Below are 14,112 nucleotides of genomic sequence, written 5' to 3'. Positions count from 1 at the left end.
ACGCGTTGTTCTACTCAGGTCTCGTGCTCCTTTGCGCGATTGCGGCCTCCGAGGCGATCCGCAGCCGGCGCGCCGGAACGGCGTTGCCGCGCGGGTACGCGCTCTCGGTTGCGGGCATCTTCTTGTTCTTCGTCGCCGGCGCCTTGGACATGGGCAATCACCTCATCTTCGGTTTCGAGGCGGGGTTCGACGCGCTGCTCAGCCCGACGCATCAACTGCTCGCCGTCGCATTGCTGCTGATTGCCGCCGGACCGCTGCGCTCCGCGCTCGCCGCACACCCTCGGCCGCTGCGGTTGCGCGAGCAGATGCCGATGCTCGTTTCGGCGGCCACGATCTTGGAGCTGCTGCACATGGGGACGAACCCGCTCTTTCGCAGCGATCCCGAGCGCATGTTCGGCATCGTCGTTCCGCACGAGCTGACGGCCAACGCCTTCACGCTCTCGACGCTGCATTTCTACGCGCAAGGAGCCGAACTCGTCGCGGTGATCCTGCAGAGTCTCTTCACGATGGGCGTCGTGCTCTACCTCGTGCGCAGCTTCAGGCTGCGGCCGGGCGCGCTCACGGCGTTGCTCGTCCTCGGAAACTCTTTGATCGCCGTGGCCTTCGGCATCTCGTGGGCCGAAGCGCTCGGCGTGATCGTCGCAAGCGCCTTCGCAGGCGCGGCCGGCGACCTCTTCCTCGCGAAGGAGCCCGCAATTGCATCGCATCGCGGCGCGTATCTCTGCTTCGCCTTCACCGTTCCGGCGATTTATCAAGCCGCGTTCCTCGCATGGGTCGTCGGCTTCATGGGCGGAACGTGGTGGGACCCGCTCTTCGCGATCGGGACGATCTTCTACGGCGGGCTCTTCGGGCTGCTCCTGAGCTACCTCACGCTCGCGCGCGCGGGGCCAGCGCGTGGTGACAGTTCGCTGTCATAGCGGTAACCGCAAGGCCTCGCGCTGAAGAGTAGCGCCGGCTCGCTATCGCCTTTCCATCGGAGGGGTAGCCGGCTCGCTATCGCCCTCATTTAAAAGGAGAGTTTATGCCTCATCGAAGAGCACACAAGAACGGCGTCCGCATCGCCACGATCGTTGCGCTTCTTGCGGTATCCTTTGTCGTGTCCGCGTGCACCGGCAGCACCGGAAGCTCGCCAACGCCATCGCACCCAGCGTCGAAGAACATTGCGAGCATCGCCGTGCGCACGGGCGGCACCATTACCCCCGGTACGCCGACGACGCTCACGCTCACGATCGTCGCATCGGACGCGAGCGGACATACGCTCAGCGGGACGTACCGCGAAGCCATCTCGCTCTCCGATAACGACACGACGGGATCGACGACGCTCTCGACGTCGTTGGTGACCAGCTCCTCTCAGACCGTGACGCTGTCGTACAATGGATCGGGAGCGTTCAAGGGGGCGACGATCATAGCGTCGGCGACCGGCGCAACCTCCGGAACCCTCGCCATCAACAGCGGCGCGTGCAACGCGATCACCGTGGGCGGCGGCCCGCTCCAAGGATACTACCCGTGCATGCTGCAGAGCGCGTACAATCTCGACACCGCCGCAGGCACGGGCCAGACGATCGCCGTGGTCGATGCCTACGACGATCCGAATGCTGAAGCGGACCTGGGCGTCTATCGCTCGACGTTCGGCCTTGCGGCGTGCACGACCGCAAATGGGTGCTTCAAGAAAGTCGCACAGGACGGAAGCACGAACTACCCGACGGCGGACACGGGATGGGCGGGCGAAGAGTCGCTCGACCTCGACATGGCGTCGGCGGTCTGCCCGAACTGCCATATCATTCTCGTCGAAGCGAACTCAAGCGGCAACGGCGACCTGTACACCGCGGAGGACGAGGCCGCGACGCTCGGCGCAACGGAGATCAGCAATAGCTGGAGCGGTGCCGAGTACAACGGCGAAACGACCGCCGACGTCTATTTCAATCATCCCGGCATCCCGATCACCGTCGCCGCTGGTGACAACGGCTACAGCGATAACACCGGGGCTGCGAGTCCGCAATACCCGACGGCGTCGAAGTACGTGACGGCGGTCGGCGGCACGAGCCTCTCGCCGGCCGCCAATACCCGCGGCTGGACGGAAGTCGTGTGGAACGACATGGCGGCGGGCAACGGCGCGACCGGAAGCGGGTGCAGCATCTACGAGCCGAAGCCGGCGTGGCAAACAGATACCGGATGCACGACGCGCGTGTACAACGACGTGTCGGCAAACGGCGATCCGCAGACGGGCGTTGCCGTCTACGACACGTACAACTCCGGTGGTTGGGGCGTCGTCGGCGGAACCAGCGAAGCGACGCCGATCGTCGCCGGAATGTACGCGTTGGCGGGTAACGGCGCAACCATCAACAACGGCTCGTACCCGTACCTCAATCCCGGACATCTCAACGACGTCACGTCGGGCGACGACATAACCGGCGACCCGAGCGGCGCGGTGAGCTGCCCTGTTGGCCAAGGCTACGTCTGCACAGCGGGCGTCGGATACGACGGGCCGACCGGGTTAGGAACGCCGGACGGCACCGGCGGGATGAAGTCCCTGATGGTTCGCCGGCCGACGCTTGCGGCCGTGCGAGCGGTCATGGTGCCCAGAGGCTTACCGCAGAGGCGGCTCTGTGCGCTTCCCGCGCGAGGGCATATGGCCTGCGACGCGATCGTCGTGGTCGGCGCGCACTAGCGGCGAAACGCGGCAACGAGCAACCGGAGGCGCGCCGCTACGGCGCGCCTCCTCTTATTTCCAGCGCATGCCGCAGAGATGAATCGTCTGCCCCGGTCACGCTACGCCGCACGTAGCGTGAAATCAACACGCACGGTGTCGTACGGAAAAACGATCCGGCCACCGTCGGTCCGATCGAGCAGGCCGGCACGCAGAAGCGCTTGCACGTCGCCGTGGACAGCCTTCACGTCCCGCTTGACACGCCGCGCAGTTTCACGAATTGTGAGCGCACCCTGGCCCGCCATGACCCTCAGCAACTCTAAGCGCTTGGGCGCCAAGAGTTTCCACAAGAGTTCTACGGAAACAAACGAAATGTGCGCGCCCTGCCGCCTTCCGCGAAAGGCGGCAGCTGTCTGGCGTTTAGTCTCCTCCACCGAGGATACGCTAAGCGTTACGGCTTTCATTTCTCCTCCTCCATGCCTCGACGTCGCGCCAAAAGTCTGCTTGCAAGGTTTCCACATTTGCGAACTCATAGCGCGTTTCGCGAGTGCCGACGTGCTTGTGGTCCCCCTTGCCAGCCTCATTGTCGTACCGTAGCACGCACGTTCCCTCCGACACCAACGCCAGCCGATACTTGTACCGATGCCCGCTCGACTTCACCGAACGAGGCAGCTTCCAAATCGCGACCTCGACGAACGCTGCCTCAGAGAGGACCAGACGCTTGCGAAGCAGCAGTTCGGCCACGCGCGCAATTATATCAAAGGGCGAATAGTGTTGTCAATCGCTCCAACACAAGCAGATCCGGCGGTAGCTGAGGGCGTCTACTCGAACGGATTCCAGTACCCGTCGCCGCGCTCGAAGACGCCTTCCAAACCGCGTCCACCTTCGGGCGAGCGCGACACGTCCGCGAAAACCGCGGCTTCGATCGCGGAGGTGAGCCCCATCTCGGCGACGCGCTCGAGCAATGTTTCGCATTCGCGCAGCACGTGCGCCGCGCGCCGCTCGACGATACCGCCCGGTTTGATCTCAATCTCGTCGCCGAGGTGCCGCGCGGTATTCATCACGTAGCGCGCGTTCTCGAGCGAGAGCATGCGATCGGAGAGAAACGGCGTGTGAATCGCCTCGGTCAGCATCCCGCACAGGTGAATCGTCTGGTCCGTCATGACCGACGTGAGATTGAACATCGCGTCGATGAGATGCCCCTTGAAGATGTCGCCGGTCATGTGCTTGGTCGGCGGCATGTACTTCAGCGGCGCCTTGGGGAAGACTTGGCGCGCGAGCTGCGCCTGCGCGAGCTGGAAGAGAAAGCCGTCGGGAAGATCGGGATCGATCTCGTACGCGTCGCCGAGGCCGATCTGTTCGTCGGGCAAGCCGGCGCCGTGGGCGAAGGCTTCGTTGATGAACTGTGAGGCGAGCACCGCCGGCGCCTGCTCCACCGCATCGGCCGTCGTAAGGTAGTTGTCTTCGCCGGTGTTGATGATGATTCCCGAATACGCGTTGAGCGCCCGGCTGAAGTGCTGGTCCACGAAGGTACGGCGCATGTTGATGTCGCGGAAGAGAATGCCGTACATCGAATCGTTGAGCAGCATGTCGAGCCGCTCGATCGCCGCCATCGCGGCGATCTCCGGCATGCACAGGCCGCTTGCGTAGTTCGTGAGCATGACGTAGCGCCCGAGTCTCTCCGAGACCTCGTCGAGCGCGTCGCGCATGATGCGAAAGTTCGCCTGCGTGGCATACGTGCCGCCGAAGCCTTCCGTCGTCGGCCCGTACGGAACGTAATCGAGCAGCGACTGGCCGGTCGAGCGAATGACCGCGATGATCTGCGCGCCGGCTTCCGCCGCGGCGACGGCCGCCGTGCGGTCCTCGTAGATGTTGCCGCTCGCGACGATGACGTAGAGCAGCGGCGGGGGGAGCTGCGGCAGGCGCTCGAGCAGCGCCTCGCGCTCGGAGCGCCGCCCGCCGATCTGCGCGAGCGCCTTCTCCACGTACCCGTGCACGGCCGCTCGCGCCGCTGCGTCGGAGACGCCGGCGCACGATGCAAACGTCACCTCGCCTGCGGCAATCGCGCGCGCAAGCTCTGCAGGCTCTAGACGCGTCTGCGCGAGCGCCTTCCCGAACGTAAGCGCGGCGCCGCTCTGCAAATCGAACTGCGAGAGCGCGTCGACGAGAACGTTGGGCAGCGGCGCGTCGTCGGCGTTGACGCCGTCGACGCCGAGCAGACGCAGCACCGCGCGCTCGACGGAGCGCGTGGAGTGCGACGCGATGTACTGTTCGACCGGCGCGACGATCTCGCGCGCAAAGACGCGACACCGGTCCACCGAGTTATGGTCAATGCGCAGTTCCATGCGTCCTCGTGCGAACGATGTTCATGTTGAGAACGTCGGCCAAACCCTCGAAGTCGCCGCCCTCGAGCGCGATTGCGAGATTGCGCTCGACCCGCGGCGGCAGCCGCACCGGAATCGATTCCAGCGCAACGTTCGCCTCTAGCGCAACGCGCTTACGCACGGAGGGATACTCTTCGCCGACTACGCCTGCGATCTGAGGGCGCAGTGACGGCGATTTCGCGAGGAGGCGCCGAATTCGCCTTTGCTGCTCGATGACCGTTGACCACCATGAGGGATTCTCATCGCGCTCCGGCTGCAGTTCGACCTTCATCAGGTGCATGAGCAACACGCTCAAGCGGCTCTCGAGTTCGTTGTGTTGGGATTTGCCGATGTCCTCGATCTCCTCCACGAGATTTGCGACATCGACACCCATCCAGCGCCCCTCGCGGATCGCGCTGGCCTGGCCCTGGGCCCAGATCGCGAGATCGCGTTCGTAGAGATCGGGATCGGTTTTGGACTGACGCATGGTCGCCCTATCGTATCACGACGGGCGGCCCGGGCAGCAAGGGGCCGAACCACGGGACTTCTTCCCCCAGCCATGACGTGGGCGTCTTGACTATTACACGCTACCCGTGTAGTATGTAGCAGGTGGGTGCCGCGATCTCGTGATTCAGTCTTTCCGTGATGAGGCGAGCGCCGATCTCTTCCGAGAGCGCGATACACGAGCCGCACGCCGGATTCCGCGTCCGCTATGGCGAGTTGCGCAGCGGAAGATGAAGGCGCTTGACGCAGCAGCGCGGCTGGACGACCTGAGAGTTCCCGCGGGAAACCGCCTCGAGCTGCTTAAGGGAGTTTACGCCGGACACTACAGTATACGCGTCAACGATCGGTACCGAATGACGTTCCTATGGAAGGATGGCCATGCCCACGAAGTCTGCATCGAAGATTATCACTAGGGATCCGCGGTGGTTGGGGCCGGCTATTCCGCCGGGCGAAATCCTTCAGGAAGATTTCCTGGCGCCGCTCGGCATCAAACAAGTTGATGCCGCGCGTCGTCTCGGGGTTTCCCTCAATCGCCTCAACGAAATCGTGTTGGGCAAGCGCGCGATTACCGCGGATACCGCACTTCGTCTCGGTCGCATGCTGAAGACGTCCCCGCAGTTTTGGATGCGCTTGCAAGCCGACTGGGATTTGCATAAGGCCATAGCGCGGCTCAAGGCGTCATAACGGCCCACGCGGGACCGAATCGCGCCGCGCTTAAGGCAGCCCGAATCCGGAGCTGCAGCTTCATTGCCCTGCTCGCTCGGCCGCGATTGCGCTGGGTTTCACTTGCGTGTATCTGCGGGCCATGCGGCGGAACGGCTTCTCGACCGAGAAATACAGGAGCGCAGCTGCAGCGTACGTGAGCGGGATGAGCAGCAGCTCGTATTCGATCGCCTTGGGAAGCGTCATTGCCGATGGATGCAGCACGAGGACGTACGCCCCCAAAATGACGAGCGGGTTGAGCAGAAAGGCACTGTAGGACAGCTCCGCAGGCCAGTACCACATGCGCGCGGAGAGCCATGCCGCCACCATACGGCTGCGAGGCGCTTCGCAGAGCACGAGCAAAAGCACGCACGTGATGGCGGCTGCAAACGCGTAGTCCGACGTCACCAAGTAGAAGGCCGAGAGCCCGCCGCCGAGGCGAGCGCCGCTGTCGGGCAGGTACCCGGGAACCGCCATATACGCCGCCAGTACCGCGATCGACGCGAGAAAAAGAGAGAGCGCGAGCGCCGCATGCCGCGAGAGGGCGTCGCGTACGGACGTGTACTCGTAGAGGTACGCAGCGATGAGCCCGCAGACGATCGCACCGAAGCGCATCTGCGTCTTGTCGTACAGCACGTCGAAGACGCGGTTGAAGTGCGCCGCGTCGTAGACCGGCGAGGTTAGCCAGGGCAGCGTCATGCCGGCGTGCAGGACCACGAAAGCGCGTACGGCGAGCGCGCCGGCCAACGCAGCTATGAGGAGCGGCAGGTACCATCGGCTGTCGCGCACGAGCAGGATCGCCAGCGGAAAGAGCACGTAGAAATGCGCGTCGACGCCGAGCGTCCACGTCCACCCCATCGCCTGCTGCGCGAATGGAACGTAGTTGTTCACGAAGAGAAGGTTCGCCCAGACGTGCGGCAGATTGTACGGAATCACCATCGCGTACAGCGCGAGCGCCGCAACATAGGCCGGGAAGAGCCGCGCCGCGCGGCGGATGAAATACGTGCGCATCGAGAGCCGGCTCTTCTTCAGCTCCCGAAAGACGTATCCGCCGATGAGGAAGCCGCTGAGCACGAAGAGCACGTCGATGCCGAACGGCGCCTGGAGGATGAGGTTAAAGCGCGTGCTCGCGAAGAACGCCCACGCCTGGTGCGGATCCATCACGTTGTTCAAAAAGTAGAGCACGTGGAATGATACGATCCAGATCATCGCGAGCGCCCGAAGCCCGTCGACGCTCCGAAGGCGCGCGCTCTCCTCGTTCATGCGCTCGGTAACGCCGCCGTCGGAGGTGGCGACGCGATCACGCTCAGCAGCAAGCCGATGGCCGCGGGTATGACGATCGCCCCGAGGACGAGATTCGGCTCCCACCACGTTCCGCCCGCGAGCGCCGCTTCCAGCAGCCAGAAGAGCGCGAAGTGGTTCGCCGGCACGAGCGCCGCAAAGGCGCGAAAGCTGCCCACGGCATCCGACGGCCGCATCTTCGCATAGAGAACGTCCGCGATCGCTCCGGTCAGCAGCCCGTCGAGAAGATTCACGGTGTAGGTCGTCGGATCGTTCGACGTCATCGCTGCCATCGTCCCGATGCCGAGCGTGAAGAGCAGCGTGAAGGCTCCGGGCGCGAGACGGAACGAGCGCGTGAGAAAGACGACGAAGCCCGCGACCAGAAGCGCGTGCACGAAGATCGCGAAAAGGCCTTCGATCTCGCGGTAGAAGACGTTGACGATCTGCGGCAGGTTGCCGGAGCGATCGAGATCCTGATATCCGACCGGCGCCATCGCCCGGCTGAACCCGGCATCGAACGCAAAGGCATATTGCGTAAAGAACTCGAGCAGCATGAAGAACGCGCAGGCGGAGATCAGCATCGGCAGCTGCGCCGCAAGCTTCGCTCGCGGAGGCGCTGCGAGCGCCGCGCGCAGCGGTCCGGTCATCATGATGGCAATGCAGGCGGCGAGGTAGAGATGCGTCGGGCTCAGGAGCACCGCAAGGCTCTTCTCGGGCCCCATGATGAGATGCCACGTCAAATCCGCGGGGATACCCGGAAAGAACAGCAGCGCCGCCCAAAAGGAAAGGGTGTAACCGCGAGGGAGCATCCGTCGCCAGGGATAGCCACGTCGAAGATTGCGAATGCCGGTGACGAGCGTAATGGCGGCGAGCAGCGTGAAAGCCGAGAAGAATATCGCGTGCGCCGGCGTGAAGTACGAGTCGGTGACGTAGTGCGCGTGCGACCATCCGTCGCCGATCAACCCGCACATGAAGGCAAAGCCGAGGATCGCCGATGCCCAGTCCAGCTGCGGGCTCGCTGCCGGATAGGAATCCGCCCTCGCTGCCATCTATCTCATCTTCGGCATGCGTTCACGGTGCCCCCGGAGCCTTCTACTCGCGCTCGTGCTCTGCACCACGGGTTGCACGCTCGCCGTGCACGTGCCGGCGAACGTCCGCGTCGGCGGATCGCCCGGCGCGCCTCCACCGGCCCCGGTTGCGGCAGCGAGCGCGTCACCGCGGATCGTCTCCGTCTGGCTCTCCGAGACGACCATCGCCCCGATGCAACGCTTCGCCGGCACCGTCACGACGTCGACGAACGTTGCGAGCGTCGAGATGCGCACCGAGACGTTCTCCTATAACGTGCCGCGGCTCGCGTTCGGTCAGTTCGCATTTCATTACGTGATGCCGGAACTGCCGCCGCCGGCGCGCCGCCATTATCTGCTTTGGATCATTGCGCGCAATGCCGCCGGCGTCGAGGACGTCGAGGGCGTTCCCATCTTCCTCAAGTGAAGCGCCTCACGGCGCCGCGAAGGCGTACAGGCTGTGGTCCCAGGAGCCCACGTAGACGCGTCCGTTCGCGACCGTCGGCGGCGTAAAAACCGGGCCCCCGATCGCCGCTGCGCTGTTCCAGAGCGCCGCACCCGTCTGCGCATCGTTGGCAAAGACGGCGTCGCCGATGCCGTTCACCGAGTAGACCACGCCGTTTGCAACCGTCGCAGCAACGTTGTCACCTTCGGGCGGAACGGATCCCTCGGTGCTCTGCCACGCGAGCGCAAGGCTACATCCCGCCCGCTCTCTCAGCGCGACGAGCCCGTTCGAAAAGCCGCCGTATCCGGCCGGAACGCCGACGTAGACTTCGTTGGTCACGGGCGAAAACGCCGCAACGCCGATGAACTGCCCCTGCTCGGAGTCGTCGGCCATCGCTAAATTCTGCATCGGCCCGGATGAGATCGTACCTTGCCCGTACACGTAGAGGCTGCCGTCTTTGTTCTGCGCGGTGAACTGCGGTGCGCACGCCGGCATCTGATAGAGCATCGGCGTCGACCCAAAATCGTAATCGCGCGTCCCGTTGACCAAGCCGGGGTAGTTCGCCGCTTCGACCGAGAGCGTCGACGTCAATCGCACGACCTGCTCTGCGTACGCGTCGTGCGCGGTCGCGCCGATCGTGTTCCCGGTCCCGATGAAGAGATCGCCCGTTGTCGCGTCGATCGACGGGCCGCCCATGCCCCAAAGGCCCCCGCCGTTCTCCGTTCCGCCCGGCAGAAACGTCGCAACGACGCTCGCGCTCTGCGTGTTGACGGCGATGAGGCGCCCTTGGTACGGCGTGATATCGCAGTAGCCCGCCGTCTGCGCGTACAGCAGATGGTTGGCCGGATTGTACGCAAGCGCACTGTAGACGTGCTCTTGCGACGTCAGCGCGGTAATCGCGACCGGCCAGCCCGCCGCCTCTTGGCCGGTTGCCATGTCGAAGGCGTGAAGCCTGTCGAGCCCGTCGGCGACGTACACGCGGTTCGTGGTCCGATCGAACGTGGCCGTACCCGTGATGCCGTAGACGCCGCCGGGCAGATCCGCCTCGCAGATGCCGGCGACCGATCCGAGCGCGGCCTGCCATAGCGTCGCGCCCGTCGAGGCGTCCAGCGCGTAGAACGTTCCGCCTTCCGTCCCGACGTAGAGCACGTCGTGCGAGGAGCCGCCGACCGTGACGTTCGCGGCGAAGAGCGATTGCGCGTCGATTGCGCCACCGAGATCGCGGGTCCACAGAGCGTGCAGCGATCCGGCGTTGTTTCGACCGAGCGTACGTTCCGACGGATTGTAGCCTTCGCGCGAGAGTCCGTCGGCAAACGTGTTCCAATCCGCACTTGCCGGGGGCGCCGGCGCGCGCGGCGCGGACGGCACGATTCCGCCGCCCCCGCCTCCTCCGCCGCCACAAGACGTGAGGCCAAAGGAGAACGCGACCACCAGCAAGACGGAAGTCGCCCGCATCACGCCGACGGCTGCGGCAGCTCGGCGCCTTTCCCCTCCACGAGCACGGCAACGCAGGCGACAACGAGCGCGGCGAGCCCGAGCCATCCGGGCAAATGCCTCAGGAACCAGAGCGAGTTCGACGGCGTCGATCCGTTCGGAAACGCGAGCAGCACGGCGACGGCAGCGAAGGCCGCAAGCAGCGTCACGATAGGCGGCGGCTTCCAGAACTGGTGCACGAGCGTTCCGGTGGTGAGCATAACGAACGGCGGATACGCCGCATCGCCGTAGACCGCCGACCACGGCGTCGCCAGCAGCACCAATGCGAGCCGCGCGAGCGCGGATGGCGCCTGGTACGCGAGCATCACGCCGAACGGAATGGCTGCGGCAAGCTCCTGCTGGCGCGCGTAGATTCCTCCGATGATGGCAAACGCGAGCGGCGTAAGAACGACCCACGCGGTGTCGCCGTATCGCCTCGCAAAGGCCGCGCCGATGGCGATGCCCGCGACCGCCGCGACGGCGTACTGGGCCCATCCCAAGCCGACGGCTGTGCGATCAGCGACACCCAGCATGTGAAGACCGTAGACGAGGCTATATTGCCACGCGTTCGCGATGTCGCGCGCGGCGTATGCGTGCATGTACTCTACGTAGGAGAGAAAGAGCTTCGGACCGGCAACGAGTGTCTGCGCGACGAAGAGGGCCGCGCCGGCGGCGGCCAGGCGCATGCGCATCGGTGGAAGGATCGCAAACGCGGCGAGGCAGGCGGGAAGCGCGAGGTTCGGTTTGACCATCCCGAGCCCGAGAAACACGGCCGCCCAGCTCCACCGCTCGCGGCGCAGCGCGTAAGCGGCGAGAAGCAGGAAGAGAATCGGATATGCCGCCATCGACGCGGCGATCATCGACGGAAACCATATCGTCGCGGCGAACGCCGCTACCGCAACGACGAGCGGCGCGCGCGACAGCCGCGCGATGACGACGCACGAGATCGCGATCGCACCCACGATGCCGGCGATCCAGATCGCGCCCGCGACGCCGAAGGGCAAGAGGCTCAGCGGAAAAAGCAGCAACAGCGCGTAGGGCGGGTACGGCGCCGGCATCACGCCGCCGCGCTGCCACGGCGCGACGCTGCGTTCGCAGCGCCCGAGCGCCGCGTCGTCGTACGGGTTCTCGTATGTGGCGGCGAGCCGGGCGCCGCAGTAGAATGCGCTGAAATCTTCGAGCGCTTGCGGCGGTGGATGCTCGAGCACGCCGACGAAATACGTCGCGCCGAAGATCGCGAGCGCGATCGCGGCGATCTTCAAGACACTCATGGGCGGCTGCCGAAGCCGCCGAACTCGTCATCCGTGATGCGTACCGCGTCGGCTCCGTGGATCGCATCCATGACGATAACTTGCACCGACCCGTACGGTGGAACGTAGAAGTCCGGCAGCGCGCGGGTATCGACGCTCACGTGCGTCCAGGCGTGCAGCTTGGCCGGGACGATGTAGTAGCGAAAGCGGTCGCGCGTGAGAAACTCCGGCGAGCGGATGCGGGAGTTCGTCATCACGTAATACTGGTGGTTCAAGCCGTCCACAAGCGAGACCCCGAAGACGTGCGTCGGAAGCACGCTTGCCGTCGAATCGGAGCCCGGTTTGAGCCAAAAAGCGAAACGGCCACTGCCGACCTCCGCGAGCTGCGCGATCGTCGCAAGCCTCCACGCCTGGTCGCGCGGGCGCTGCACGTTGAACAGCACGGCGCTGTCGGCGCTTCCCCTCGGCACGCATTCGATCGTCCCGTCGAGCAGATCACTCGCCGAGTATTCCCACGTGAGCGGCGCCGGCGCCGGCAAAAACATAAATGCGCTGCGCGCGCACACCAAATGAAGGTCCGAAAGCGACGCGTGCGGATCTTCGCGCGGCGCCCACGACGACGTGTAGGCGAGGAGATCCCCGTTGGACGTGTAGGCAACGACTTGCACGCCGGCGTTTTCTGAAACCGGAACCTCGGCGCCGAGACTCGGCGCTTCGAGCCGGACCGCGACGCGACCGGTACCCTCGCGCGTCACGCGCGCGATCCGCCAGAAAATTGCGCCGTTCTTCGCGGAGTCGACGGCAAAGCGATACGCGGCGCTCGCGTCACCCCGCGTGTTCATCTCAACGTCGAGCGCGCGCACGAGCCCGGTCGAAGGATCGAATGCCGCTCCCGAGATGCGTGCTTCGTGCAGCGGTCGCAGGAACGCCAACGTCGTCAGCACGGCGGCTGCGATCACGCACGCGGCGGCCGCCGCGAAGGCTATCGCCGTGCGCTTCGTTCGCGGAGCCTGCGCGCTCGCCACAGCCTCGGGCTCGGCTTCCCCGCGGACGAGGAGATAGACCGCGAGCGCGATCGGCCAGTAGACGAAGTAGTTCTGCAACGAACGCGGGCTGAAGAACAGCACCACCGCCGGCCACACGAACGGCATCCACGCAAGCCCTCGATAGCGCCAAGCGTAGAACGCGACGCCCGCGACGAGCACCACCGGCCAGGCCCACGTCAGCCATTGCACGGGGAACGGCAGCACGTTCGAGGTGATGAACAGAACGATTCCGCTTCCGGTCGGCACCGCTCCCGAAATCATCGGGAAGAAGATGCCATGCAGCCACGCAGCCGGGTTCCAGACGATGAAGGCGAGATTCGGCAGCAGGAACGCGAGCGCCGCCGCCCCGGCGTTGCGCAGCATCGGCACGCGACCGCGCATGTGATACCAATGCACGAGCGCGAACGGCACGACGAACCACGGGTCTTGCTTCGTCGCGCAGGCTAGGCCGAGCGCGACGGCGGCGATCGGCGACTCCTCCTCCCAGAACGCGGCGACGAGAATCATGAAGGGAAGCCAGGTCACGTCCGTGACCGATCCGACGGCGAAGTCGAAGTACTCGGCGCTCGCAAAGAACACGAGCAACGCCAGCGCCTTGCGCCCCGGCGGCATCAAGAAGGCGACCAGGAGCATGCTGAACGCTGCGAACGCGACGTCGACGAAGAGCATGCTGCGCAAATGCATGAACGCAAACGGAACGTAGAGCAAGAAACTGAGCGCGGGATACGACTGCGATACGACGAGGCCGCCGTGCGTCGTCGGCGTGTAGACCGACGCCGGCACGCTGAAGAGCCGGTATGCGGGCTCCATGCTCGCGGCGTAAGGGTTCTGGCCGTGCAGCACGAGCAGCGCCGAGTAATGATTGAACGCGAGCGCGTCGGTGCCGTACTGAACCGCTACCGGCTGCGCGATCGCATAAACCGCAACGTGCAAGACGAAGGCGAGAATGAAACCGGCCGCGGTCCATTCGTCCAGGCGCCGGCCACGCTTCGCGGCAAGAATCAGCGCCGCGAAGCCAAGCGCGTAGGCCGCCAGACTCAGCCACGCAAGCGCGGGGTGCGCCGCAGGTTGTGCGAGCGACGCCTCATGCCCGATGTCGATGAAGACGAGGCCAAGAAATACAGCCGCGATTTGCACCGGCAGAAAGGCCGAATCTCCCCGCGCTTTCACGTGGAGGCTATACTTCGCCCCCCGCCCGGATATGCCGCCACATGCAAAAACCGCCAAGACCGAGCAGCAACAGCCAGACGAGGATCTCCGCGGCGAACTGGCCGGCGGCAACGCGCTGAATCACGAGCAGCGACGTCGCCGCACGGCGGCGTGGCACGATCCACCCG

The 14,112-nt window shown here is 65.1% G+C and carries 14 protein-coding genes; 5 read left to right on the top strand and 9 right to left on the bottom strand.

Annotated features, from left to right (window positions below):
• Both VMV82_05585 and VMV82_05580 read left to right on the top strand, forming a co-directional pair.
• A partial coding sequence (locus tag VMV82_05585) for a hypothetical protein (protein ID HUY41022.1) occupies positions 1-917 on the top strand: 917 nt, incomplete at its 5' end.
• Between the two features lie 104 nt (positions 918-1,021).
• A complete protein-coding gene (locus VMV82_05580) occupies positions 1,022-2,668 on the top strand; it encodes a S53 family peptidase (protein HUY41021.1) in 1,647 nt (548 codons plus the stop codon).
• Positions 2,669-2,769: 101 nt separating this feature from the next.
• On the opposite strand, the gene VMV82_05575 is transcribed toward VMV82_05580, so the two are convergent.
• The 4 genes from VMV82_05575 to VMV82_05560 all read right to left on the bottom strand — a co-directional run bounded on the left by VMV82_05575 (position 2,770) and on the right by VMV82_05560 (position 5,497).
• The gene (locus tag VMV82_05575; protein ID HUY41020.1) at positions 2,770-3,111 is read right to left on the bottom strand and encodes a transcriptional regulator; all 342 of its coding nucleotides are present in this window, start codon (positions 3,109-3,111) and stop codon (positions 2,770-2,772) included.
• Positions 3,092-3,391, bottom strand: a complete 300-nt coding sequence (locus VMV82_05570; GenBank protein HUY41019.1) for a DUF6516 family protein — start codon at positions 3,389-3,391, stop codon at positions 3,092-3,094. Before VMV82_05570 ends, VMV82_05575 begins: the two co-directional genes overlap by 20 nt.
• A 77-nt stretch (positions 3,392-3,468) precedes the next feature.
• On the bottom strand, positions 3,469-4,992 hold the full coding sequence (locus VMV82_05565) for a lysine 5,6-aminomutase subunit alpha (GenBank protein HUY41018.1): 1,524 nt from the start codon (positions 4,990-4,992) through the stop codon (positions 3,469-3,471).
• Positions 4,976-5,497, bottom strand: a complete 522-nt coding sequence (locus VMV82_05560) for a DUF29 domain-containing protein (GenBank protein HUY41017.1) — start codon at positions 5,495-5,497, stop codon at positions 4,976-4,978. Before VMV82_05560 ends, VMV82_05565 begins: the two co-directional genes overlap by 17 nt.
• A gap of 139 nt (positions 5,498-5,636) precedes the next feature.
• On the opposite strand from VMV82_05560, the gene VMV82_05555 reads away from it, so the two are divergent.
• Positions 5,637-5,927 (top strand): type II toxin-antitoxin system RelE/ParE family toxin, encoded by a 291-nt coding sequence (locus VMV82_05555; protein ID HUY41016.1) that lies wholly within the window; start codon positions 5,637-5,639, stop codon positions 5,925-5,927.
• Positions 5,887-6,198 carry a HigA family addiction module antitoxin gene (locus VMV82_05550; GenBank protein ID HUY41015.1) on the top strand — a complete coding sequence of 104 codons (312 nt, stop codon included), beginning with the start codon at positions 5,887-5,889 and terminating at the stop codon, positions 6,196-6,198. Before VMV82_05555 ends, VMV82_05550 begins: the two co-directional genes overlap by 41 nt.
• A gap of 60 nt (positions 6,199-6,258) precedes the next feature.
• Here VMV82_05550 and VMV82_05545 read toward each other — a convergent pair whose 3' ends face one another.
• Positions 6,259-7,479: an acyltransferase gene (locus VMV82_05545; protein ID HUY41014.1), complete on the bottom strand. Its 1,221-nt coding sequence runs from the start codon at positions 7,477-7,479 to the stop codon at positions 6,259-6,261.
• Positions 7,476-8,546 (bottom strand): hypothetical protein, encoded by a 1,071-nt coding sequence (locus VMV82_05540; GenBank protein HUY41013.1) that lies wholly within the window; start codon positions 8,544-8,546, stop codon positions 7,476-7,478. Before VMV82_05540 ends, VMV82_05545 begins: the two co-directional genes overlap by 4 nt.
• A 16-nt stretch (positions 8,547-8,562) precedes the next feature.
• Here VMV82_05540 and VMV82_05535 point away from each other — a divergent pair, with 16 nt between their 5' ends.
• Complete coding sequence (locus tag VMV82_05535; GenBank protein ID HUY41012.1) at positions 8,563-8,988, top strand: hypothetical protein; 426 nt, start codon at positions 8,563-8,565, stop codon at positions 8,986-8,988.
• Between the two features lie 6 nt (positions 8,989-8,994).
• Here VMV82_05535 and VMV82_05530 read toward each other — a convergent pair whose 3' ends face one another.
• From VMV82_05530 to VMV82_05520, 3 genes are read right to left on the bottom strand one after another with little or no spacing between them, the layout of a single operon-like run.
• Entirely contained in the window at positions 8,995-10,461 is a 1,467-nt protein-coding gene (locus VMV82_05530) for a PQQ-binding-like beta-propeller repeat protein (protein HUY41011.1), read from the bottom strand.
• A complete protein-coding gene (locus tag VMV82_05525; protein HUY41010.1) occupies positions 10,461-11,750 on the bottom strand; it encodes a glycosyltransferase 87 family protein in 1,290 nt (429 codons plus the stop codon). The genes VMV82_05530 and VMV82_05525 overlap by 1 nt, the downstream gene beginning before the upstream one ends.
• Entirely contained in the window at positions 11,747-13,945 is a 2,199-nt protein-coding gene (locus tag VMV82_05520; GenBank protein ID HUY41009.1) for a hypothetical protein, read from the bottom strand. The genes VMV82_05525 and VMV82_05520 overlap by 4 nt, the downstream gene beginning before the upstream one ends.
• Positions 13,946-14,112 lie beyond the last annotated feature (167 nt).

This window comes from Candidatus Dormiibacterota bacterium, assembly GCA_035532035.1.
Taxonomy (GTDB): Bacteria; Vulcanimicrobiota; Vulcanimicrobiia; order Vulcanimicrobiales; family Vulcanimicrobiaceae; genus Tyrphobacter.
Note: the sequence above shows the minus strand (reverse complement) of the source record. Positions and strands in the feature narration are given on the sequence as shown.

Coding starts and splice junctions, on each gene's coding strand:
- VMV82_05550 (HUY41015.1), top strand. CDS start 5,887: ATGGCCATGCCCACGAAGTCTGCATCGAAGATTATCACTAGGGATCCG.
- VMV82_05545 (HUY41014.1), bottom strand. CDS start 7,479: ATGAACGAGGAGAGCGCGCGCCTTCGGAGCGTCGACGGGCTTCGGGCG.
- VMV82_05575 (HUY41020.1), bottom strand. CDS start 3,111: ATGAAAGCCGTAACGCTTAGCGTATCCTCGGTGGAGGAGACTAAACGC.
- VMV82_05560 (HUY41017.1), bottom strand. CDS start 5,497: ATGCGTCAGTCCAAAACCGATCCCGATCTCTACGAACGCGATCTCGCG.
- VMV82_05535 (HUY41012.1), top strand. CDS start 8,563: ATGCGTTCACGGTGCCCCCGGAGCCTTCTACTCGCGCTCGTGCTCTGC.
- VMV82_05525 (HUY41010.1), bottom strand. CDS start 11,750: ATGAGTGTCTTGAAGATCGCCGCGATCGCGCTCGCGATCTTCGGCGCG.
- VMV82_05530 (HUY41011.1), bottom strand. CDS start 10,461: ATGCGGGCGACTTCCGTCTTGCTGGTGGTCGCGTTCTCCTTTGGCCTC.
- VMV82_05565 (HUY41018.1), bottom strand. CDS start 4,992: ATGGAACTGCGCATTGACCATAACTCGGTGGACCGGTGTCGCGTCTTT.
- VMV82_05540 (HUY41013.1), bottom strand. CDS start 8,546: ATGGCAGCGAGGGCGGATTCCTATCCGGCAGCGAGCCCGCAGCTGGAC.
- VMV82_05580 (HUY41021.1), top strand. CDS start 1,022: ATGCCTCATCGAAGAGCACACAAGAACGGCGTCCGCATCGCCACGATC.